Raw genomic sequence first — 20,887 nt, forward strand, 5'->3', positions numbered from 1 at the left:
TGGATGGAGTGAGGCTTGCGAATCTATTTAAAACCTTCGGCCCCCGTGGGGCAAACGTATCCAGCCATGTCCCTCCCCAACGAGCCCAAAGTCCAGAAGCCCGAAGAACCCGCCCCCAGTTATGTCAAATTGGCGATGCGCAATATGGTGCGCAAGCGGGGCACCTCACTCAAGCACTTCGCGCTCACGTTGGCGGCCGTTCTCGCTTTTTTTGTGCTGCTGAGCGTTGTCTTCCGGGGCTAAAAACGCCCCCAATTGGCAAAACGTGATCGTGAAGGCATCCCTATGCGCCACATCGGGCAGCTGTGGACACAGGAGCACCTGAGCGAATGGGCAGAGGACGAAGCTGAACTGTATCATAAACAAAATTGTTTGATCGCATATCATCTATCTATTATTTTGATAAGTTAGATCTATTGATCCGACAAAAATGCCCTATGATACGAACAATTACCACAGCCTGTTTTAAAAGTACTCATCTTCTTTTCGCAAGCTTTTTGGCCTTGATCACCTTTCAGCCTGCACAGCAACACCTACTTGGTTCTATCGGAGTCTACCTGTGTCGATACTTATCGATAATGTTTCCAAGAACTTCGGTGATTTTCAGGCGGTAGCCGACATTCGCCTGGAGATCCAGCCCGGCAACCTGGTGGCTCTTTTGGGGCCTTCCGGCTGCGGCAAATCGACGCTGCTGCGCCTGATCGCCGGGCTCGAACTGCCCGACAGCGGCCAAATCTGGTTGGAGGGGCAGGACGCCACCCGCCAGCGGCTGCAGGAGCGCAATATCGGTTTTGTCTTTCAGCACTACGCGCTTTTCAAGCACCTGACCGTCGCCCAGAACATCGCCTTTGGCCTGGAGGTGCGCAAGACGCCCAAGGCCCAGATCAAAGCCCGTGTCGAAGAGCTGCTCGAATTGGTGCAACTGGCGGGCTACGGCGGTCGCTACCCGGCCCAACTCTCCGGTGGCCAGCGCCAGCGGGTGGCCCTCGCACGCGCCCTGGCTGTCGAACCGCGGGTGCTGCTCCTCGATGAGCCCTTCGGTGCCCTCGACGCCAGGGTGCGCAAAGACTTGAGAGCCTGGCTGCGTCGTCTGCACGACGAAGTGCACGTCACGACCATCTTTGTCACCCACGACCCCGAAGAAGCGCTCGAAGTCTCCGACACGATCGTGGTCATGAACAAGGGCCGTGTCGAGCAGGTGGGTTCGCCGGTCGAGATTTACGACCATCCGGAGAGTGCTTTTGTGATGAGCTTTTTGGGGCAGGTCAATACCTTGCCCAACAGCCCGGAACTGTTCCCGCAACTGAGCGAGGCGGTCCGCGAGGTGCTGGTGCGCCCCCACGATCTGAGCTTGAGCGTCCAGGCGGGCGGACCCGCCCTAGCTGCCCGCGTCGAGCGGCTGATGTACCTCGGCTGGCAGGTCCAGGCCGAATTGGTGCTGGAGGCAGGCCAGCCGCTGATCGTCCAGCTCAGCCGCGAGCAGGCGGACCGCCTGCAGTTGCGTCCCGACCAGCCCGTCTACGTACAGGTGCGCAATCCGAAGATCTTCCCGGCGGTCGCAGCCGACAAACAACTGGCCGAAGCCGCCGCCTAGATCGTCCCCCGTTCATATTGAGGATTTTTTCGATGGTCCTTGTGTTCAATCGGGCCTGGCTTTCGCGCGCCCTGGTTTCCCTCGTCGTTCCTGTGTTTGCAGCGGCGGCGCTGGTCGGGTCTCCGGCCGCCGCTCAGACTCCCAAGGAAGTGGCCCTGCTCAATGTGTCCTACGACCCAACCCGCGAGCTGTACAAAGATTTCAACGAAGTGTTCGCGGCCTACTGGAAGAAGAAGACCGGCCAGAGCGTCACCGTCAAGCAGTCCCACGGCGGCTCCGGCAAGCAGGCCCGCTCGGTGATCGACGGGCTGGAGGCGGATGTGGTCACCCTCGCCCTCGCCTACGATATTGACGCCCTCGCGGACAGAGCCCAGCTCATCCCCGACGACTGGCAAAAGCGCCTGCCCAACAACAGCACCCCCTACACCTCGACCATCGTGTTTTTGGTGCGCAAGGGCAATCCCAAGAAGATCATCGACTGGAACGACCTGGTGCGGCCGGATATCGCCGTGATCACTCCCAACCCCAAGACCTCCGGCGGGGCGCGCTGGAACTACCTGGCCGCCTGGGCCTATGCCGCCAAGCAGAACAAAGGCGACGAGGCCAAGACCCGCGATTTTGTGGCCCGCCTGTTCAAGAACGTGCCGGTGCTCGACTCGGGCGCCAGGGGTTCGACCACGACTTTCGTGCAGCGCGGCATCGGCGATGTGCTGCTCTCCTGGGAAAACGAAGCCTACCTGGCGGTCAACGAACTGGGTGCCGATAAAGTCGAGATTGTCACCCCTTCGCTCAGCATCCTGGCCGAGCCGCCCGTCACCTGGGTCGATAAAGTCACCGACAAGCGCAAGACCTCCGAAGTCGCCAAAGCCTATCTGGAGTATCTCTACAGTCCCATGGGCCAGGATCTGGCCGGCAAGCACTATTACCGTCCCCGCGAGGCCGCCGCGGCCAAAAAGTACGCCAAGACCTTCGGCAAGGTCAACCTGGTCACCATCGACAAGGAATTCGGCGGCTGGGAGAAAACCCAGAAAAAGCACTTCGACGACGGCGGCATCTTCGATCAGATCTACAAGCCCAAGTAAGTTCTCCCATCCCTGCCTGCCTTCGTGGCAAGGAAACGCACCATGACCCTACTGGCATTCAAAAAGCACAGCGTCCTGCCCGGCTTCGGGCTCAGTCTGGGGTACACCGTCTTCTACCTCAGCATGATTGTCTTGATTCCCTTGTCGGCTCTGTTTTTCAAATCGGCGACGATGGGCTGGGCACAGTTCTGGACGACAGTCACCGACCCACGGGTGGTCGCCGCCTACCAGCTCACCTTCGGCGCTTCGCTGGTGGCCGCCCTCATCAACGCCGTCTTCGGGCTGTTGGTGGCCTGGGTGCTGGTGCGCTACACCTTTCCGGGCAAGCGCATCCTCGACGCGCTGGTGGATCTGCCCTTTGCGCTGCCCACCGCCGTGGCCGGTATCGCCCTGACCAGCCTCTACGCCCCGAACGGCTGGATCGGGCAGTACCTCGACCCGCTCGGGATCAAAGTCGCCTTTACCCCGATCGGCATCATTATTGCGCTGACGTTTATCGGGTTTCCGTTTGTCGTGCGCACGGTGCAACCGGTGCTGCAGGATCTGGAGCTTGAGAGCGAGGAAGCCGCTGCCTGCCTGGGGGCAAGCCGCCTGCAGACGTTTCTCACCGTCATCCTGCCCACGCTGATGCCGTCGCTGCTGACGGGCTTTACGCTGGCCTTTGCCCGCGCCCTGGGCGAGTACGGTTCGGTGGTCTTCATCTCGGGCAACATGCCCGGCAAGACTGAAATCGCCTCGCTGCTCATCATCACCAAGCTCGAACAGTACGACTACGCTGGGGCCACGGCCATCGCCGTGGTGATGCTGGTGGCGGCCTTCGTACTGCTCTTTGCCATCAATTTGATCCAGCGCTGGAGCAGCCGCTTCGCCGCCCGCTAACCCGCAGGAGGATATCCTATGGTTGCTGTCATCGAAAAACGCCCGCAAAGGCGGGAATTCTGGGAGCGAGCCACTACCGAACCTGCCTGGCTGCGCTGGGTGCTGGTTGCAGTGGCGCTCGCCTTCTGCGGATTGTTCCTGGTGGTACCGCTGGTGGCGGTCTTTGCCCAGGCCCTCGAAAAAGGTTGGGGACTGTATCTGGCTTCCTTCGCCGACGCCGACGCCCTGACGGCCATTCAACTGACGCTCCTGGTCAGCGCCATCGCCGTGCCCGTCAACCTGGTCTTCGGTGTCGCCGCCGCCTGGGCGATTGCCAAGTTCGATTTCAAGGGCAAGAACTTTTTGACCACGTTGGTGGATTTGCCCTTCTCGGTATCGCCCGTGGTCTCGGGGTTGATTTTCGTGCTGCTGTTCGGGGCGCAGGGCTGGTTTGGCCCCTGGCTTTCGGCCAACGACTTCAAAATCATCTTCGCGGTGCCGGGAATTGTGCTGGCGACCGTGTTCGTCACCTTTCCGTTTATCGCCCGCGAACTGATTCCGCTGATGCAGGAGCAGGGAACAGAGCAGGAGGAGACGGCCCTGGTACTCGGTGCAAGCGGCTGGCAGGCCTTCTGGCGGGTCACCCTGCCCAATATCAAGTGGGCTTTGCTTTACGGGGTGATCCTCTGCAACGCCCGGGCGATGGGCGAATTCGGCGCCGTCTCGGTGGTCTCGGGCCACATCCGCGGACAAACCAACACGATGCCCCTGCACGTTGAGATCCTCTACAACGAGTACAACTTCGTGGGCGCCTTCGCGGTCGCCTCGCTGCTGGCACTGCTGGCGCTGGTCACCCTGGTGCTCAAGAGCCTCGTCGAGTGGAAATCGGCCCACCCAACCGAGCGTTGATGGCCGGGTCCATTGCCCAGCTGAAGGCCGCTTTGGTAACGCTCGCCGCCCTACTTGGGCTCGGCTTGCTCCACACCCCGTCTGTCCTCGCCCAGTCCGCCGCCGACTTGGTCGAGGACTTTCAACTCTGGACCCGGCTTACCCTCAGGGGTCGCTTCGAAGGCAGTCCGACCCGCTGGGGTTTTGAGATCGAAAACCGGCTGCGCAACGGTGCGCGCGAACAGCGCCAACTGCTCGTCCGTCCCTACGTCGGGCTGACAGTAAGCGACAAATTCACGGTCAACCTGGGCTTTGCGAACTTTTTTACCTGGCCCACCCAGGGCAACAACATCACCGTCGAGACGCGGCTTTTTCAGGATTTTATCTACGCCTTCCGGGTGGACAATCTGACCATCGGCCAGCGCATCCGGCTGGAGGAGCGCTGGATCGAAGGGGCTTCGGCCGTCTCGCTGCGCGCCCGCTACCGGCTGCAGCTGCAACATCCGCTCGACGCCGAGAAGCGCTGGCTGGTCAATGTCAGCGACGAATTGTTCTACAACCTCAACACGCCCACCAACGGCCCCGTGGGAGGCTTCGAGCAAAACCGGGCCATCTTCTCGATCATCCACAAGCTCAATGCGCAGTTGAGTCTGGAAGTAGGCTACCAGGGCAACTTCAACAACCGCCCCGCCCCCCGCGCCGACCAGTTCGACCACGATTTGCTGGTCTACTTCACCTACGACTTCGACGGTCGCTAAATCCGCTGCGACATCAGGCGTTGCGGTGCATGCCCTGACTTGCGTTGCCCTACAATGAAAGCACGTCACGGTAAATCAGGGACGATGGCCAAAGAATCGGTGACCTTCAGAGTGGAGGCGGGATTGCTCGCCTCGGTGGACGAACTGGCGCGGCTATTTGAGCGCGACCGCTCCTGGGTGCTCAACGAAGCCATCCGCGTCTACATCCGCGAGCAACAAGCCCAACTGGAACGCCTCGACGAAGGCATTGCCCAGGCTGAAAGGGGCGAGTTTGCTACCCAGCCACAAATTGACGAACTATTTCGCCAGATCCGCGCGCTGCCTTGAATATCCTCTGGACCTTGCGAGCCCTGGCGGACTTGCAGGAATACAAAGCGCAGGCACAGACTTCCGGGACGGGGGGCGAAATGTTGCGCAGAGTTGAGGGTGTCGTTTTGCGGCTGGCCGATTTTCCAAACTCCGGCCGCCCCGGCCGCAGGCCCGGCATCCGCGAACTGGTGGTACCGCGCACGCCTTATATTGTCGAGTACCGCGTCGAGGCCGATGCGGTGGTCGTCGTGAGCGTGCGCCGCGGGGGTACACCCTACGATCTGCAACCCGAAGATTTGAACTGACCTGACAAGACCCGATGGGGCTCCCGCTTCGGTCGGGCGATTGGCGAATCGTGTACTTGCGGTGTGCAAAAGCCGGTCCGACGTCGCCTTTCAAACAGTTGTGAAGTGTATTGAAGCCAACAGGTCAGTCCACTTGCGGGGCTTACCATACGGTGGCAACCGTTTTGCAGGTTCCCATGCTTTGCCCATCGAGGCGCTCCCTTCCGGCGTTGTTGGCTTTGCTGGTGTTCGTTTTCGCCAACCCGCCATTGCTGTGGGCTGCGCCCACCCCTGCCGCCGTCCCGCCGCCCAAAACGCCAGCTCCCCTGCAAGCGACCCTTGAACTGCAGGCGAATCAGAACTACGGCCGACTGCCTGTCAGCTTCGAGCCCAACGTCGGCCAGACCGACGAGCGGGTGAAGTTCCTGGCGCGCGCCGGTGGCCACCGCGTCTTCTTGATGCCCGCCGAGGCCGTTTTCGTCCCGGGCAGCAGGCCGAAGCGCAATCTGCCCAAACTCGACGCCCGCCCGCAATCCGGCCCGACGCAGCTGGAGGCGTCCGGACCCGCTTCGGTGGTGCGCATGGAACTGGTGGGGGCCAATCGCGATGCGCTCATGGAGGGTTTGTCGCCGCTGCCCGGCAAGGTCAATTACCTCAAAGGCAACAACCCGAAGCAATGGCGCACGAACATTGGCACCTACGGCCGGGTGCGGGTGCAGGCGGTCTACCGCGGCATCGATCTGGTCTACCACAGCGACAACGGCCGGCTGGAGTATGACTTCGTGGTGGCACCGGGGGCAAATCCGGGTCGGATCCGCTTGCGTTTCGGCGGCGGGCAGAAGGTACTCATCGACAAAGACGGCGCCCTGGTGGTGAAGACGCAAGTGGGGGAGGTGCGCCAGCCCAGGCCCGTCGTCTATCAGCGGTTCGGCGCCGGACGCCGAGTGGTGCCGGGGCAGTACGTGCAGTCGAACGACAAGACGGTGGGCTTCCAATTGGGCCGCTACGACCGCACTCGGCCGTTGGTGATCGACCCGACGCTGGCCTACTCCACTTATCTAGGGGGCAATGACTATGATTTTGGCACTAGCATCGCGGTGGATGGGGCAGGCAACGCCTATGTGACCGGGTACACTTATTCCACCAACTTTCCGGCTGCCAACGCCCTGCAGCCCACAATCAAGGGCACCAACGATGTCTTCGTCAGCAAGTTGAACGCCTCGGGCAATGCCCTGGTCTACTCCACCTACCTGGGAGGCAGTGACGATGATGATTACACTGGCATCGCGGTGGACGAGGCGGGCAATGCCTATGTCGAAGGGAACACTGCCTCCACCAACTTTCCGACCGCCAACGCCCTGCAGCTGACCAACAAGGGCAAATCCGACGTCTTCGTCAGCAAGATAGACATCTCAAAACCGAACATCACCGGTTTCTCCCCGACTTCCGGAGCGATAGGCACCGCCGTCACCGTCACCGGCGTCGGCTTTGCCAATGCCACCCGCGTCGATTTCGCCAACCAGACGCCAGCCCCGTTCACCATCGTCTCCGACAACGAGATCGTCGCCACGGTCAACGCCGGTTCCAAGACCGGCAAGATCGTCGTCTTGGTGCCTAACGGCCGCACCTCCAGCCCCACCAAGTTCACCGTCACCCCCTAAAAAGTATCAATGGGTGATTCAGGCGCGAGTGCTCGCCGATTGCGCCTCGCCGCTCAGGCTGCGCCGCCTGAGTTGGCCGCAGGCCGCCGCTTCCTCTAGACCGCGGGTGTGCCGCACGCTCGCGGCAATCTTGTGGCGGACAAGTTCGCGCTCAAAAGCGCGCACCCGTGCCTCGCCCGGCCGCTCGTACTCGACCCCTTCGATCGGGTTGTAAGGAATCAAATTGACGTGGGATTGGAAGCCGCGCAAAATCGCCGCCAGTTCGCGGGCGTGGTGCGGCTCGTCGTTGATACCGGCTAGTAGCGTGTACTCGAAGCTCACCCGGCGGTTGGTCGTCTCGACATAGTCGCGGCAGTCTTCGAGCAGCTCCTCGATCGGATAGTGCTGGGCGGTTGGGATGAGTTTGAGACGCAGATCCTGATTGGGGGCGTGCAGGCTCACCGCCAGGGTGATCTGCAGCTTGTAGGTTCCAAGCCGCCGAATCTGGCCCGGTACTCCCACCGTCGAGACGGTGATCTGCCGCTGGCCGATGCCGATGTCGCCATTGAGCACCCGGAGGGCCTGCACCACCGCTCCCAGGTTCAACAGCGGCTCACCCATGCCCATGAAGACAACGTGGCTCACCCGGCGGCCGAAACCCTCCTGCACCGTGAGCACCTGATCGACGATCTCGTGCACACCCAGGTTGCGGGCAAAACCGGATTGGCCGGTGGCGCAGAAGCGGCAGGCCATGGGACAACCCACCTGCGACGAAACGCAGACCGTCAGCCGCTCGGCGGCCGGAATACCCACGGTCTCGACGGTTTCGCCGTCGGCCCCCGCAAGCAGGTACTTGATCGTGCCGTCGGCGGCAGCGCTTTGGCGCACGACCTGCGAGCGGCCCACCGGCACCGAGTGCACCTGTTCGCGCCACGCCTTGGGCCAGTCGGTAATCTCCATCAGCGAGCGCACCCCCCGCTGGTAAAGCCAACGGTGCAACTGTTGGGCGCGGTAGGCAGGCTGGCCCTGGGATTCAACCCAGATGCGCAGTTCCTCGGCGCTCTGGCCAAGCAAAGGTGTAGTCATGACCGATCAAAAACACTCCTTCGATCATAGTGCGCAAGCGAAGCTCCCGCCCGTATTGCGCCATCTCCCGGCAGGTAGTATCCTTTGAAGCGTTTTGAAGATGAAGCGAACAATCAGCCCGTGAAACAGCAGAGGGAGACCATCGTGAACTGCTCTCCGGCCGCGGTGATTCCGTTTACTCAATTGGTTGCTTTAGACAAACTGGAGACGCATCATGCACATGCAGAAGTGGGGGGCACTACCGGTTGCCCTTGGATTGACTTTTACCCTGTGCGGCTCTGCTGCGGCACAGGTGAAGGCGGATCTCGCTTTGACCCGTTCGTTGCTGCGGACCGATCGCCAGGAAGTGGTAGCCAGGGCGATGAATCTGCGCGAGAAAGAAGGCGAAGTTTTCTGGCCCCTCTACCGGGAATACCAGGCAGAGGTTACCAAACTCAACGACCGGTTCATTCCGATTCTCGATACGGTCTTTGAGAACAAACCCCTCGGCGAACCAAAAGCCCAACAGCTTATCGACGAGGTTCTTCAAATCCGCGAAGACGAGCTCAAGCTTAAAAAAACCTACGTCCAGAAGTTTCGGACCGTATTGCCTGCTCCCATCGTCGTCAGGTATTTTCAGCTGGAAGACAAACTGGATGCCGTCGATCGATTTGATCTAGCCGGTACCATTCCGCTTGTAAAATAGACCTCTTGCATAAAGCTTCGCGTCCTTGGCAAAATTGGCCGAGCGCGAGACGCGGCCATGCATGGCTGACTGGGCGAAGCGGTCGACCTTCGCCGCCGATTGTCAGTCTAGATATTTTCCATTTCTAGAGCAAAGCGGTTTCGATGCAGTGCACTGGTCCTGCATCGGTGACCCAAAAGCAGAAGATCGCGCCTTGGTGTTGTAGGCGAAGGCCAATGGGTACCTCGTTTTCACCCACGATTTAGATTTTGGAGCAGTGTTGGCTGCTACTCGCGCAGATGGCCCCAGCGCCATGCAAGTACGCTCACAGGACACCCTACCGGGCACCATGGCAAACGTCGTCGCCAGCGCTCTGCATCAGTTTCAAACTGAATTGGAGGTAGGAGCCCTTGTTGTTGTAGATAGGGGTCGTTCGAGAGTGCGTGTACTTCCAATCAGTTGAACGCCGGCAGCCGAGAATGCATTAGCCGGTCCATCCAGTTTTCAAGATAGGCGCGGTTGGCCCGCTGCTGATCAGGTCCGTCGGTATCGATTGGGTAGGGGGCAAGACCCAGCATGGCGGCGGTGGTGACACAGAACATCGATTTTTGGAAGCTCACGCAGATTTGCACCCGCATGTCTTCTTCGCCGCGCAGGCTGCCCAGGTAATACTCGCGCAGGTACTTGGGCAGGTGCTGCTTCATGTCCTGCATCAACAGCGTCGGCGGAATGCCCGAGCCGCCGATGGGAAGCGGATCGGCGTAGAGCGCGCCGTAGTTGAAATCGGCCTGATTTTCGGAAATTTGGCCCGCCTGGGCGTTGTAGGAGACCGTGCCCATAAACGGAAACGAGCGGAAGAAAACCGCTTCGACGTAGGGCACCGCGGCGTCCATCAAAAAGTGCAGTCCGGCCTCGGCCGGAATCAGTTCGTAGTGCTCGCCGCGAATATCGACCGCGTAGGTAAGGGGCAGATTCGCCGCCTCCACCAGACCGTCTTTGATGTGGGCCACCACGTCGGGAATCGAGCGGATCTCACCCCGGTCGTAGCGGTCGGAAAGGATCAGAAACATCGGGCTCATCACCCGCCAGAACTGCCCCAGCACGCTGTAGTAACAGCTCTGGCGCGCCCACTCCGGCAGGAAATCCGGGAATATGCGGTGCAACAGCCCGGCGGCCGGGTTGAACTTGATCTTGGCGCGGATCGCCCGCTCGGCCCGCTCGGCAAAGGCGGGGCTGTCCAGGTAGGCGTCGAGTTTGGCGGCCCCGTGCCAGAGCATCGCCTTCATGCAGTACTCAGAAAATTCGTAATTAATTCGCTGGTGGGCCCAGTGATCGAGCAGCTTCGGCAGGCTCACCTTGCCGTTGAAATACTTGAAAAACGGAAAGAAGACCAGAAACTGGCGATCGGCGATGTAGAGCAGGTTGCGCCAGTAGGCGTCGAGCACCACGCCGTAGCTTTTGAGGACACCGACCACCTCCATCAGGTTGTCGGAACCGTCGGGCAGGAGCGCCCCGCCCGCCTCCATCCGCAAGATCACCTTGCCGAGGGGATGGGAAGAGCCTTTCTGGTCGTACATCACCACGGACGGTTCTCCTTAGGGGGTAGGGGCGCGGCGCACCGCGACGGTGTGGGTGCGCTCGGCTTTAGCGGGCAGCGCGTCCGCCAGGGCGGGCCGCTCGGCGACGAGGGCGGCGGTGGTCGCTTCACTCCAGCGGACCAGCCACTGCGGTTGCAGGCCCAAAAAGACGACCAGCAGGGCGATGGCCAGACCCGGCAGTCGCTCCGACCAGCGCACCTGCGGCAGGTTGGCAAACTGGGCCGGCAGACGGCCAAAAAAGGCGCGGTTGATCAAGATCAGCAGGTAGACCGCCGTGAGGCCGGTCCCGAGGATGCACAGCAAGGTCTGCACCGGGAAAACCGCGTAGCTCGCCCGGAAGATGATGAATTCGGCCACGAAGCCCACCATGCTCGGGATGCCCGCGGAGGCCATCACGGCCAAGATCATCAGGCTGCCGACAAAGGGCAATCCGCGCTCCGGGGCCAGCAGACCGCACAACACGTCGATGTCGCGGGTGCCGGTTTTTTTGTAGACCACCCCCACCAGCAAAAACAACAGCCCCGAGATGAGGCCGTGGCTCACCATCTGGGCGACCGCCCCCAGCAAACTCAAAGGCGTTGCGGCGGCGGCGGCGAGCAGAATATAGCCCATGTGCCCGATCGAACTGTAGGCCACCATTTTCTTCATGTCCTTCTGGGCGATGGCCGTCAGACAGCCGTAAAGGACGCTCACCACCGCCCAACCGGCAAGCCAGGGCGCTGCGACACTCCAGGCCTCGGGGAAAAAGCCCAGGCCAAAACGCAACAAGCCGTAGGTTCCGAGCTTGAGGAGCACCCCCGCCAGCAGCAGCGACACCGGGGTGCTCGCCTCGACGTGGGCGTCCGGCAGCCAGGTGTGAAAAGGCACGAGCGGAATCTTGATGCCAAAAGCGACGAGCACCGCCCCCAACAGCAGAAACTGGGTGGCCAGGGGCAGATTGTGGGCAGCCAGCACTTCGTAGGAATAATTGGCGATGCCCGCCAGACCCGCCAGGCCGAAGAACGCCACCAAAACCATGATCCCCGAGATGGCGGTATAGAGCAAAAACTTGGTGGCGGCGTAGTTGCGCCGGGGTCCACCCCAGATGGCTATCAGCAAATAGAGCGGAATCAGTTCCAGTTCGTAGAACAAGAAAAACAACAGTGCGTTCTGGGTGGCGAAAGCCCCCACCACCCCGCCGCACAAAAGCAGCAAAAGCGCATAGTAGAGGCGCGGGCGCTGGACGTTCTCGTCGCTGCTGAAGATCGCTATCCAGACCAAAAAGGCATTCAGCAGCAACAGCGGCAGCGACAACCCGTCGATGCCCAGTTCGTAGGACAGACCCAGCGAGGTCATCCAGGGGACAAATTCGCGAAATTGCAGCCCGCCGTCGGCCGGATTGTACTGGAAGGCAAGGACCGCCGAGAGCACCAACCCTAAAGACGCCACCAACAGAGCAATCCGGCGCGGCCAGACAGCCGATACGCCGGCGGGCCAGCAACCGACCACCGCCGCTCCCAGGATAGGCAACCAGACCAGCAAACTGAGCATCGCCGCCACCCGCTCCTAGCGCAACAAAGTCGTCAGTTGATAAGCGCACACCACGATCACCCCGAGCAGGATCGTGAGCAAATAGGCCTGGGCCTGTCCCGGCGCACTGCGTTTGAGTCCTTCGCCCCCGGCAATCGTAGCCACCCCGATCATGTTGACCACGCCGTCGACCAGGTGGCGATCGAACTTGGACATCAAACTCGAAGCCCCGGCCACCCAGACGACAATGGTCCGGCGGTAGAACTGCTCGATATAAAGATCGTAGGCCAGAAAATCGTGGGCCACCCGCCAGGTCTGAATAAAGGAAGCATGCACCCAGGCGGTCGGGAGCTTTTCGTGGGTGATCCACCAGCCCACCAGGCAGCCCGCCAGGCTGGAAGCCATCAGCGAACCGCCGAACACCCAGGTGGGCACCGGTCCTTCCACCGAAGTCAAAAGTCCCAACTGGAGCAGAATCACCGGCGAGAGGATGTTGATGATCGAAAGCGACAACATCGGCACCGACATCGGCCAGGCGATTTCGGGAGCGCGCCGGGTCTTGGCCTGTCGAGGCCCCAGGAAGACCCGGCAGTAAACGCGGGTGAGATTGAGAGCGGTGAGCCCGTTGACCAGCAGCAACACCCCGACCGCCCAGGGAGCCCAGGTCCAAAGCCGCTCGCTCGCGTAGATCGAAGCCCAAAAAGTGCCCAGAGGCAGCAGCGACACCGAAGCGGCCCCTCCGACCACAAAGGCGGTGGTAGTGGCCGGCAGGCGCGACCACAACCCGCCCATCTCGGTGACATCCTGGGTGCTGGTAATCAAGATCACCGCCCCGACACTCATAAACAGCAACGCCTTGGCGACGGCGTGGGTCAGCAGCAGCAGCAGCGCCACTTCGTTTTGCTCGAGGCCCACGGCGACAAACACCAAGCCCAGGTAGGCACTTGTCGAATGGGAGAGAGCACGCTTGATGTCGATCTGTGCCAGGGCTACACAGGAGGCGCCGACCGCCGTCACTGTGCCCACCACCAGCAAGGCTCCCAGTACCCAGGGCGAAAGCGCCAGAACCGGCTGCATCTTGATGAGCACGTAGGCTCCACAGGCCACTACCAGCGAGTTGCGCATGATCGAGGCGGGGTTGGGTCCTTCCATCGCCTCGTCGAGCCAGAAGTGCAACGGGATCTGGGCACACTTGCCGATTGGACCGGCAATCAGGGCCAGTCCCAGGAGTGTGGCGCTCAAGGGGGGCAAATCGGCCGTCTCAGCCCAGAGCGCCAGGTCTTGAAAATTGAGGCTGGGGGCGAGATTGGCCAGGACCACCACCCCCATCAACAGCAACAGATCCCCCACCCGCTTGGTCAGGAAGGCGTCGCGCGCCGCGGTCACCACCAGCGGCTGGGCGTACCAGAAGCCCACCAGCAGATAAGTCGAAAGGGTGAGCATCTCCAGCAGCGCGTAGCTCAACAGCAAGTTGTTGCTCATCGCCAGGCCGCAGATCGCTCCTTCAAAAAAGCCCAACAGCGCGAAGAAGCGCGCCAGCGCCCAGTCCTTTTCCATGTAACCCAGGGCATAGATCTGGGCGCACAAACTCAAAAACGTAATGACCACCACCGCGCCAATCGTGACCGGCGAGACCTCCAATTCGAGGGCCAGACGCATTCCCTGTGTTTCAAGCCAGGTGTATTCCAGCTGCAGCGGCAGTCGCCCCCAGACGGCGGGCAGCAACGTCAGGCCATGCACTAGGGCCAGCACCGCCATCAAAATGTTGAAGTAAGCCGCCGGCCGCGGTCCGCCGCTACGCACCCCGACCGTCGCCCAGGGCAGGGTCAACACCGCGCCGATCAGCCCATAGAAGGGTATCCACCAGCTTGTGAAAAGGAGCGATTCGGTCATCGACAGATCTTCTCCAGGGGCGCTGAGCAAAAACCGGTCCTGCACCCGTGGAACAGAGACAAGCCTACCCAGCTACTTTACGATTTCTTAAGCATTATACTTTGGTTTATCAAAATTTTAATCTCGTCACCGGATTTGTCACATTCGGAAGCATCGCGCCCCAGCGGCGCGCGAAGACCTATGGCACGGCAGGATCCCGTTGCGCGAACCCCGGACAAAGCACTAATAATTATGCCTGCAATTACAGAAAATTCCGGTCGTGTTGCGCTGCCGGTCAGAAAAATTTACGCGCCCGGAAAACGGTGTTTGAATGCAGAGGAGGAATTTTTCAGCAACCAGTTTGCCGCCGGCTCATCCCCTTCGTGCCAGGCCAGCCGTTCGATGCACGAGAGCAACACATCGGCCACCCGCTCGCCGCTCATGCGCTGCTGCAGTTGCATGAGGATGTCGGTTGCCCGCTCGACGTCGCGTTCGCGGATAGCGCACTTCAGGTCTGTCTGCATCGGGCCGCTCCAGCTTCGGTCCTACTTCACTAACATGGCCCAGGGTCTGCCCAGCCCGGTTTTTTGGGCTTCTTCACCGCCACTTAGTATTCTTCTAAATTCGACAACTTCGTTTGCAAATTCTAAAGAAACCACTCGCCTTTCTGTCGCAAGATGCAACAAAACACCACCAGTTCCCATCCGCTGCTCGGCGGCCGCGCGGCGGTGCTTGCCACCATGCATCGCAAGGAGACGGCGATTGCCCCGGTGCTCGCCTCGGGCCTGGGGTTGCAGGTGCTTGTCCCGCCGGCGGATTTCGATAGCGACCGCTTCGGAACGTTTACCCGCGAAGCGCCCCGTCCCGGCGATCAGCTACAGACGGCCCGCGCCAAGGCCCGTGCCGGCATGGCCGCCACCGGACTGGCGGTGGGCATAGCAAGCGAAGGCAGTTTCGGCCCCCATCCGGGTCTGCCCTTTGTGCCTGCCAACCGCGAGATCGTCGTGCTCATCGACGACGAGCACCACCTGGAGGTGGCGGGCGAAGCGTTCTCGACCCAGACCAATTTTGCCGCCGGTGCCGTCCGCAGTCTGCCGGAGGCCCTCGCTTTTGCGCAGCGGGTTGGATTTCCCGAGCACGGGCTGATCGTGGGTACCGGCCTCCCCGAGGACACTCTTCTCAAAGGCGTCGTCGATCCGCAGCAGCTGAAGGAAGCGGTCGCCTTTGCCCTGGCCCGCTCGGGGCGGGTGCACCTTGAGACGGACATGCGCGCTTTGTACAATCCGACCCGCATGGGGGTGATCGCCCAGGCCGCCCGCAATCTAGTCGAAAAACTCCACCAATTTTGCCCCCGCTGCGGCCATCCGGGATACGGCATGATCGCACTTCGGCGCGGCTTGCCCTGCGCGCTGTGCGGCACGCCCACCGACTTGCCCCGCGCCGAAGTCCACGGTTGCTCGCGCTGCATATGGCAAGAGGTCGTGTCCAGGCCGGACGGCCTGCTCGCGGCGGATCCGGCCCAGTGTCCGCTGTGCAACCCTTAGCATAGATTAATATCTATGATTTGTATTATGTAAATCGACTTTTCTCTATGCATAGTCTCGATTACGATTGCGGTCGTGGAGGTCAACGATGCACTGCGGTTCGCTTTGGCGTCGCGGTGCACCTGGCTCCCGACTGGTATCGGCAGCGATTTGAAGAAGAGGACACACTATGGCAGGTAAACCACTTGGCCAGAGGGGCGCCGGCGCCCAGGCCGCCGACTTTGAGCAATCTGCACGGTGGAAACCGACCAGACGCCAGTTTTTGCAGGTGAGCGGGGCCGCCTCGGCCGGTTTATTGCTGGTACCCGGGTACGCGGGGGCGGCGGACGCGCCTGAGGTGACGGCGGTTCGGATCGGCTTCGTAGGCCAGACGGACGCGTCGCCCATCATCATCGCCAAGGTCAAAGGGTACTTCGAGAAGCACGGCCTCAAGGATGTTGAACTGATCAAGCAGCCTTCGTGGGGGGTGACCCGCGATAACCTTGAACTCGGTTCCAGGGGCGGCGGACTCGATGTGGCGATGGTCCTGCGGCCGATGCCCTTTTTGATGGCCCTCGGGGTGAACACCAAGGGCAACAAAAAAATTCCCATATATGTGCCGTTGCAACTGAACGTCGACGGGCAGGGGATCACCGTGGCCAAGGTGTTCAACGCCGAGAATGTCCGCCTCGATGCCTCGGTGATGAAGCCCAAGATTGAAAAGGCCAAAGCCGAGGGCAAAAAGCTCAAGTTCGCCAGCACCTTCAAAGGCGGCACCAGCGATTTGATGCTGCGCTATTGGCTGGCTGCCGGCGGTATCGACCCGGACAACGACATCGATTGCCTGTACGTGCCGGGGCCGCAGCTGGTGGCGAGCATGAAGGTGGGCAATCTGGAGGGTTTCTGCGTGGGCGACCCCTGGCACGAGCGGGCGATCAGCGAAAAGATCGGCTATTCTGCGGTGATTTCTGGAGAACTCTGGAAGGACCATCCCGAAAAAGCCCTCGCCATGCGCGCCGACTGGGCCGACAAGCACCCCAAAGCCGCCCGCGCCATCCTCAAAGGGATTATGGAAGCCCAGCAGTGGTGCGACGTGATGACCAACCGCGACGAGTTGTGCACGATTCTCTCCTCGCGCGAGTACGCCAATGTGCCGGTGGCCAACATCAACAACCGCCTCAAAGGTTCCATCGAGTACGGCAACAACCGTCCGGTGGTGAGCAACAGTCCCTACGTGATGCGCTTCTGGCGCGAAAACGCCTCCTATCCCTACAAGAGCCACGATCTCTGGTTTATGACCGAGAATATCCGCTGGAACTTGCTGCCGGCTGCTACCGATGTCAAGGCGGTGGTGGGGGCGGTCAACCGCGCCGATCTGTGGCAGCAGGCCGCCAAAGAAGGGGGCATTGCCGCTGCGCAGGTTCCGAAGGTGGCCTCGCGGGGTGTGGAGGTGTTCTTCGACAAGACCCGCTTCGACCCGGCCAACACCACCGCCTATCTCAAAGCGCTCAAAATCAAGCGCGTCGCGCTCGCTTGAGCGCACCCCAGCCAACCCATAGCCATCCAGGAGAGACGACATGACGACGACCCTCGAAGGCCGCCGCCAATCGCCGGTCCAACAACTGCTTGCCGCATTGCCCGATGCCGGGAGCCTGCAGAAACTCGCAGCGCCGGTGGTGGCGATCGGTGTGTTCCTGCTGCTGTGGCAGCTGTTGACTTTGAGTCCCGACGCCACGCTGCCGGGACCTGCCAAGGTGGTCTCCGAGACCTGGGGACTGATCGTGGATCCGTTTTTCCGGGGTTCCGGCACCAACCAGGGGCTCTTCTGGCAGATCGCAGCCAGCCTGCAGCGGGTGGCCCTCGGCTTCAGCCTCGCCGCCGCAGTCGGGATCGTGGTCGGTATCTTGATCGGTGCCAATGCGCTGATCTACTCGGCCCTCGATCCGCTCTTCCAGGTGCTGCGCACCATTCCGCCCCTCGCCTGGCTGCCTATCTCACTTGCGGCCATCCAGCAGTCCGAACCTGCGGCGATTTTTGTGATTTTCATTACCGCCATCTGGCCCATCATCATCAACACGGCGGTAGGCGTCCAGCAGATCCCCCAGGACTACAACAACGTCGCCCGCGTCCTGCAGCTGTCGCGCCCGAAGTACTTCTTCAAGGTGCTGCTGCCGGCGGCCCTGCCGTATATCTTCACCGGCCTCAAGATTGGCGTCGGCCTCTCGTGGCTGGCGATCGTGGCGGCGGAGATGCTGATTGGCGGCGTCGGCATCGGCTTTTTTATCTGGGACGCCTACAACAGCGCCAAGGTGAGCGAGATCGTGCTCGCCCTGGTCTACGTCGGGCTGGTGGGCCTGTTGCTCGACAAGCTGGTGGGCTTCATCGGCAAGCTCGTTGCTCCCACCGAGCGCTGAAACCCGGCACCTGAAACCTAAAATCTGTCCAATCCAGAGATTGATTTCGATTCACACCTGCAGGAGGACCCTATGATCGAGCAACAGCCTAGATTCTTCTCGCGCCGGGATCTGTTTGTAACCGCCGGTACGGGGTTGTTGGCCGGGCTGATCACCGGTGCTTTACCCAGGAGCGCGGGCGCCACCACCAACCTCACCGCCGAGCAGGCGCTCGAGCGGCTCGTCGAAGGCAACAAGCGCTGGATCCAGTTCAAACTCACCGGAGCGGACCGCACCAAAAGCCGACTGGCGGAAGTGGCCAAAGGCCAAAGTCCCTTCGCCGCCTTCGTCAGCTGCGCCGATTCGCGCGTACCGGCTGAACTTATCTTCGATCAGGGCCTGGGAGACCTGTTCATGAACCGGGTGGCAGGCAACGTCCTCGATGAGATGATGCTGGGCAGCCTCGAATTTGCCACCTCCGTCCTCGGAGCGCCCCTGGTCGTGGTCATGGGCCATCAGCGCTGTGGTGCGGTGCAGGCGGCGGTCAAAGCGGTGACCGAGGGCACCCAGTTTCCGGGCCACCTGGCCAATTTTGTCGATGCCATCCGCCCGGCGGCGGCGAGCATCAAGGGCATGCCGGGCGACCCGGTGGAAAACGCCATCCGTGCCAACGTGCTCATCACCGTCGACAAGATCAAAACGGCCCCGCCCATCATCAGCAAGCTGGTGGAGCAGAGCAAAGTCAAGGTCGTGGGCGCCCGCTACGACCTCGATACCGGTGCTGTGAGCTTTTACTAATTTTGTGGAGAACGCTTCGATGTCCGTTTTTCTCGAAGTCGAACAGATCGACAAAGTCTTCGCTTTGCCGGGAGGCGGCAACTACATCGCCCTCAAAGGTGTGGAATTGACCGTGCGCAGGGGCGAATTCGTCTCGCTCATCGGCCATTCCGGCTGCGGCAAGTCGACTTTGCTCAACATCGTCGCGGGTCTCGACCGCCCGAGCACCGGTCGCGTGGCCCTCGCCGGCCGGCCGGTGCTCGGCCCCGGCCCCGACCGGATGGTGGTCTTCCAGAATTACTCGCTGCTGCCCTGGCTCACGGTGCGCGAGAACATCGCCCTGGCCGTGGACGAGGTCTACACCGACAAATCCAAAAAAGCGCGCGAGGAAATTGTTCGCTCCCACATCCAAATGGTGGGCCTCACCCCGGCCGCCGAGAAGAAGCCCGCTCAACTGTCCGGCGGCATGAAGCAGCGCGTCGCCATCGCCCGGGCGCTTTCTATCCGCCCCGAGTTGTTGCTCCTTGATGAGCCGTTCGGCGCCCTCGACGCCCTCACCCGCGGCAATCTCCAGGAGCAGTTGATGCGCATCTGCGAGGAGACCGGCGCCACCTGCATGATGGTCACCCACGATGTGGACGAGGCGTTGCTGCTGTCCGATCGCATCGTCATGCTCACCAACGGCCCCCAGTCGCGCATCGGCCAGATCCTGGAGGTGCCCTTCGAACGCCCGCGCACACGCCTGGAGGTGGTCAACCACCCGAACTACTACAGCCTGCGCAGCGAGATGCTCTATTTTCTGGGCCAGCAAAAGCGCATCAAGCAGCTGCGCTCCCGCCAGAAGGATCCCATCGCCCGCCACGGCCTCGAAAAGATCAACCTTGAAGTGGGCTATTTGCCTCTTACCGCCTGCGCGCCGCTGGTGGTGGCCAAAGAAAAGGGATTTTTCAACCGTCACGGTCTGGAAGAAGTGACTCTGGTGCGCGAGCCGAGCTGGCGGGCGGTGGTGGACGGGGTGGCCGGGGGCTATATCGACGCGGCCCAGATGCCCGCCGGGATGCCCCTGTGGTTTACTCTGGGGGGCCACGAGGACAAGCCTTTGCCGGTGGTGACCGCCCTCACCCTCTCGCGCAACGGCAACGCCGTTACCTTGGGTAAAAAATTTCTTGACCTGGGTGTCTTCAACCAGGCGGACTTAAAGGCCTACTTGCAGCGCACCGCCCGCGACCGCCACACCTTCGGCCTGGTCCACCCGGCCTCGATGCACAACTTGCTGTTGCGCCACTGGCTTGCGGCAGGCGGCATCCACCCGGACCGGGACGTGGATCTGACCACGCTGCCGCCCGCCCAGATGATTGCCAACCTCAAAGCCGGCAACATCGACGGCTTTTGCATCGGCGAACCCTGGAACATCCGGGCCGCCGCCGAGGGCATCGGCTTTACGGTCGCGACGGATCTGGAGATCTGGCCCGGTCACCCGGGCAAGGTGCTGGGGGTGCGCGAGGACTGGGCGCAGACCTACCCCAATACCCACCTGGCCCTCATCAAAGCGCTCATCCAAGCCTGCTTGTACTGCGCCGAGGAAGCGAACGCCGAGGAGATCCGCGGCCTTCTTTGCCGCGACGAGTACCTGGGGGCCGATCCCGCCTACGTCCAGTTGGGCGAGGGCGAACCGAACACCTGTGCCCTCGGCAAGGACCGCCTCCAGTACGCCCACCACCTGTTTGCCGGTGCCGGGGTGAACCGCCCCAGCCGCACCGAGCAACTGTGGATCCTCACCCAGATGGCTCGCTGGGGGGATGTGCCCTTCCCGCGCAACTGGGTGGAGGTGATCGAGCGGGTCTGCCGGGTGCAGGCTTTCAGCACCGCTTCGCGCGAGTTGGGGCTCGAAGTCGATTACCGGCGCGGTCCCATCCGTCTGGCCGACGGCACCCCCTTCGACGCCGACGACCCGCTGGGTTACCTCAAGGCGCTTGAGATCAAAAGCGATGTCTATATCGCCGAGGTGCCCTTGCCCGCAAGCCTCGCCGCCGCCCGCTGACGCACTCTACC

General features: G+C 61.6%; 20 protein-coding genes and 1 pseudogene. 16 read left to right on the forward strand and 5 right to left on the reverse strand.

Annotated elements, in window-relative coordinates:
- The first annotated feature begins 66 nt into the window (after positions 1–66).
- From GLL_RS10720 to GLL_RS10760, 9 genes are all read left to right on the forward strand, one after another.
- Complete coding sequence (locus tag GLL_RS10720; RefSeq protein WP_164928928.1) at positions 67–243, forward strand: DUF3285 domain-containing protein; 177 nt, start codon at positions 67–69, stop codon at positions 241–243.
- A 316-nt stretch (positions 244–559) separates the two neighbouring features.
- Positions 560–1,594 carry a sulfate/molybdate ABC transporter ATP-binding protein gene (locus tag GLL_RS10725; protein ID WP_011142069.1) on the forward strand — a complete coding sequence of 345 codons (1,035 nt, stop codon included), beginning with the start codon at positions 560–562 and terminating at the stop codon, positions 1,592–1,594.
- Between the two features lie 32 nt (positions 1,595–1,626).
- Positions 1,627–2,676, forward strand: a complete 1,050-nt coding sequence (locus GLL_RS10730) for a sulfate ABC transporter substrate-binding protein (protein ID WP_164928929.1) — start codon at positions 1,627–1,629, stop codon at positions 2,674–2,676.
- A gap of 42 nt (positions 2,677–2,718) precedes the next feature.
- Positions 2,719–3,555: a sulfate ABC transporter permease subunit CysT gene (cysT, locus tag GLL_RS10735; RefSeq protein ID WP_164928930.1), complete on the forward strand. Its 837-nt coding sequence runs from the start codon at positions 2,719–2,721 to the stop codon at positions 3,553–3,555.
- 18 nt (positions 3,556–3,573) lie between these two features.
- On the forward strand, positions 3,574–4,443 hold the full coding sequence (gene cysW / locus GLL_RS10740; RefSeq protein WP_011142072.1) for a sulfate ABC transporter permease subunit CysW: 870 nt from the start codon (positions 3,574–3,576) through the stop codon (positions 4,441–4,443).
- The gene (locus GLL_RS10745) at positions 4,443–5,180 is read left to right on the forward strand and encodes a DUF2490 domain-containing protein (RefSeq protein ID WP_164928931.1); all 738 of its coding nucleotides are present in this window, start codon (positions 4,443–4,445) and stop codon (positions 5,178–5,180) included. The genes cysW and GLL_RS10745 overlap by 1 nt, the downstream gene beginning before the upstream one ends.
- Positions 5,181–5,264: 84 nt before the next feature.
- On the forward strand, positions 5,265–5,507 hold the full coding sequence (locus tag GLL_RS10750; RefSeq protein ID WP_164928932.1) for a CopG family ribbon-helix-helix protein: 243 nt from the start codon (positions 5,265–5,267) through the stop codon (positions 5,505–5,507).
- Between the two features lie 32 nt (positions 5,508–5,539).
- On the forward strand, positions 5,540–5,794 hold the full coding sequence (locus GLL_RS10755; protein WP_231848451.1) for a type II toxin-antitoxin system RelE/ParE family toxin: 255 nt from the start codon (positions 5,540–5,542) through the stop codon (positions 5,792–5,794).
- Positions 5,795–5,970: 176 nt separating this feature from the next.
- Positions 5,971–7,434, forward strand: coding sequence for an SBBP repeat-containing protein (locus tag GLL_RS10760; protein WP_164928934.1), 1,464 nt, complete (start codon positions 5,971–5,973; stop codon positions 7,432–7,434).
- A gap of 18 nt (positions 7,435–7,452) precedes the next feature.
- Here the strand turns inward: GLL_RS10760 and rlmN are convergent, their stop codons facing one another.
- Positions 7,453–8,499 carry a 23S rRNA (adenine(2503)-C(2))-methyltransferase RlmN gene (rlmN, locus tag GLL_RS10765; RefSeq protein ID WP_011142077.1) on the reverse strand — a complete coding sequence of 349 codons (1,047 nt, stop codon included), beginning with the start codon at positions 8,497–8,499 and terminating at the stop codon, positions 7,453–7,455.
- 214 nt (positions 8,500–8,713) lie between these two features.
- Here rlmN and GLL_RS10770 point away from each other — a divergent pair, with 214 nt between their 5' ends.
- The gene (locus GLL_RS10770; RefSeq protein ID WP_011142078.1) at positions 8,714–9,184 is read left to right on the forward strand and encodes a hypothetical protein; all 471 of its coding nucleotides are present in this window, start codon (positions 8,714–8,716) and stop codon (positions 9,182–9,184) included.
- 217 nt (positions 9,185–9,401) lie between these two features.
- Positions 9,402–9,626: pseudogene (locus GLL_RS23710) on the forward strand (DUF5615 family PIN-like protein); the annotation flags it as partial.
- Here the strand turns inward: GLL_RS23710 and GLL_RS10775 are convergent.
- The 4 genes from GLL_RS10775 to GLL_RS10790 all read right to left on the reverse strand — a co-directional run bounded on the left by GLL_RS10775 (position 9,619) and on the right by GLL_RS10790 (position 14,666).
- Positions 9,619–10,740: a CO2 hydration protein gene (locus tag GLL_RS10775; RefSeq protein ID WP_164929667.1), complete on the reverse strand. Its 1,122-nt coding sequence runs from the start codon at positions 10,738–10,740 to the stop codon at positions 9,619–9,621. The pseudogene GLL_RS23710 and the gene GLL_RS10775 sit on opposite strands and share 8 nt — an antisense overlap.
- An 18-nt stretch (positions 10,741–10,758) precedes the next feature.
- Positions 10,759–12,291 carry an NADH-quinone oxidoreductase subunit M gene (locus GLL_RS10780; RefSeq protein WP_011142080.1) on the reverse strand — a complete coding sequence of 511 codons (1,533 nt, stop codon included), beginning with the start codon at positions 12,289–12,291 and terminating at the stop codon, positions 10,759–10,761.
- 15 nt (positions 12,292–12,306) lie between these two features.
- The gene (locus GLL_RS10785; RefSeq protein ID WP_011142081.1) at positions 12,307–14,163 is read right to left on the reverse strand and encodes an NAD(P)H-quinone oxidoreductase subunit F; all 1,857 of its coding nucleotides are present in this window, start codon (positions 14,161–14,163) and stop codon (positions 12,307–12,309) included.
- 284 nt (positions 14,164–14,447) lie between these two features.
- Complete coding sequence (locus tag GLL_RS10790; RefSeq protein ID WP_011142082.1) at positions 14,448–14,666, reverse strand: hypothetical protein; 219 nt, start codon at positions 14,664–14,666, stop codon at positions 14,448–14,450.
- A gap of 153 nt (positions 14,667–14,819) precedes the next feature.
- Between GLL_RS10790 and GLL_RS10795 the strand changes: the two genes are divergently transcribed.
- The 5 genes from GLL_RS10795 to GLL_RS10815 all read left to right on the forward strand — a co-directional run bounded on the left by GLL_RS10795 (position 14,820) and on the right by GLL_RS10815 (position 20,876).
- The gene (locus tag GLL_RS10795) at positions 14,820–15,686 is read left to right on the forward strand and encodes a DUF6671 family protein (RefSeq protein ID WP_011142083.1); all 867 of its coding nucleotides are present in this window, start codon (positions 14,820–14,822) and stop codon (positions 15,684–15,686) included.
- Positions 15,687–15,855: 169 nt separating this feature from the next.
- Entirely contained in the window at positions 15,856–17,202 is a 1,347-nt protein-coding gene (locus GLL_RS10800) for a CmpA/NrtA family ABC transporter substrate-binding protein (RefSeq protein WP_011142084.1), read from the forward strand.
- 40 nt (positions 17,203–17,242) lie between these two features.
- Positions 17,243–18,079: a nitrate ABC transporter permease gene (gene ntrB, locus GLL_RS10805; RefSeq protein ID WP_011142085.1), complete on the forward strand. Its 837-nt coding sequence runs from the start codon at positions 17,243–17,245 to the stop codon at positions 18,077–18,079.
- A 72-nt stretch (positions 18,080–18,151) separates the two neighbouring features.
- Positions 18,152–18,856, forward strand: a complete 705-nt coding sequence (locus GLL_RS10810) for a carbonic anhydrase (RefSeq protein WP_011142086.1) — start codon at positions 18,152–18,154, stop codon at positions 18,854–18,856.
- Between the two features lie 19 nt (positions 18,857–18,875).
- Positions 18,876–20,876 carry a nitrate ABC transporter ATP-binding protein gene (locus GLL_RS10815; protein WP_011142087.1) on the forward strand — a complete coding sequence of 667 codons (2,001 nt, stop codon included), beginning with the start codon at positions 18,876–18,878 and terminating at the stop codon, positions 20,874–20,876.
- Positions 20,877–20,887: the final 11 nt, after the last annotated feature.

It is taken from the genome of Gloeobacter violaceus PCC 7421, assembly GCF_000011385.1.
Taxonomy (GTDB): Bacteria; Cyanobacteriota; Cyanobacteriia; order Gloeobacterales; family Gloeobacteraceae; genus Gloeobacter; species Gloeobacter violaceus.

Excerpts from the sequence above, each read along its gene's own strand:
- ntrB (WP_011142085.1), top strand. The coding sequence starts at position 17,243 with ATGACGACGACCCTCGAAGGCCGCCGCCAATCGCCGGTCCAACAACTG.
- GLL_RS10800 (WP_011142084.1), top strand. The coding sequence starts at position 15,856 with ATGGCAGGTAAACCACTTGGCCAGAGGGGCGCCGGCGCCCAGGCCGCC.
- GLL_RS10795 (WP_011142083.1), top strand. The coding sequence starts at position 14,820 with ATGCAACAAAACACCACCAGTTCCCATCCGCTGCTCGGCGGCCGCGCG.
- cysW (WP_011142072.1), top strand. The coding sequence starts at position 3,574 with ATGGTTGCTGTCATCGAAAAACGCCCGCAAAGGCGGGAATTCTGGGAG.
- cysT (WP_164928930.1), top strand. The coding sequence starts at position 2,719 with ATGACCCTACTGGCATTCAAAAAGCACAGCGTCCTGCCCGGCTTCGGG.
- GLL_RS10745 (WP_164928931.1), top strand. The coding sequence starts at position 4,443 with ATGGCCGGGTCCATTGCCCAGCTGAAGGCCGCTTTGGTAACGCTCGCC.
- GLL_RS10750 (WP_164928932.1), top strand. The coding sequence starts at position 5,265 with ATGGCCAAAGAATCGGTGACCTTCAGAGTGGAGGCGGGATTGCTCGCC.
- GLL_RS10720 (WP_164928928.1), top strand. The coding sequence starts at position 67 with ATGTCCCTCCCCAACGAGCCCAAAGTCCAGAAGCCCGAAGAACCCGCC.
- GLL_RS10760 (WP_164928934.1), top strand. The coding sequence starts at position 5,971 with ATGCTTTGCCCATCGAGGCGCTCCCTTCCGGCGTTGTTGGCTTTGCTG.
- GLL_RS10790 (WP_011142082.1), bottom strand. The coding sequence starts at position 14,666 with ATGCAGACAGACCTGAAGTGCGCTATCCGCGAACGCGACGTCGAGCGG.
- GLL_RS10815 (WP_011142087.1), top strand. The coding sequence starts at position 18,876 with ATGTCCGTTTTTCTCGAAGTCGAACAGATCGACAAAGTCTTCGCTTTG.
- GLL_RS10775 (WP_164929667.1), bottom strand. The coding sequence starts at position 10,740 with ATGTACGACCAGAAAGGCTCTTCCCATCCCCTCGGCAAGGTGATCTTG.
- GLL_RS10770 (WP_011142078.1), top strand. The coding sequence starts at position 8,714 with ATGCACATGCAGAAGTGGGGGGCACTACCGGTTGCCCTTGGATTGACT.
- GLL_RS10785 (WP_011142081.1), bottom strand. The coding sequence starts at position 14,163 with ATGACCGAATCGCTCCTTTTCACAAGCTGGTGGATACCCTTCTATGGG.
- GLL_RS10780 (WP_011142080.1), bottom strand. The coding sequence starts at position 12,291 with ATGCTCAGTTTGCTGGTCTGGTTGCCTATCCTGGGAGCGGCGGTGGTC.
- rlmN (WP_011142077.1), bottom strand. The coding sequence starts at position 8,499 with ATGACTACACCTTTGCTTGGCCAGAGCGCCGAGGAACTGCGCATCTGG.
- GLL_RS10810 (WP_011142086.1), top strand. The coding sequence starts at position 18,152 with ATGATCGAGCAACAGCCTAGATTCTTCTCGCGCCGGGATCTGTTTGTA.
- GLL_RS10730 (WP_164928929.1), top strand. The coding sequence starts at position 1,627 with ATGGTCCTTGTGTTCAATCGGGCCTGGCTTTCGCGCGCCCTGGTTTCC.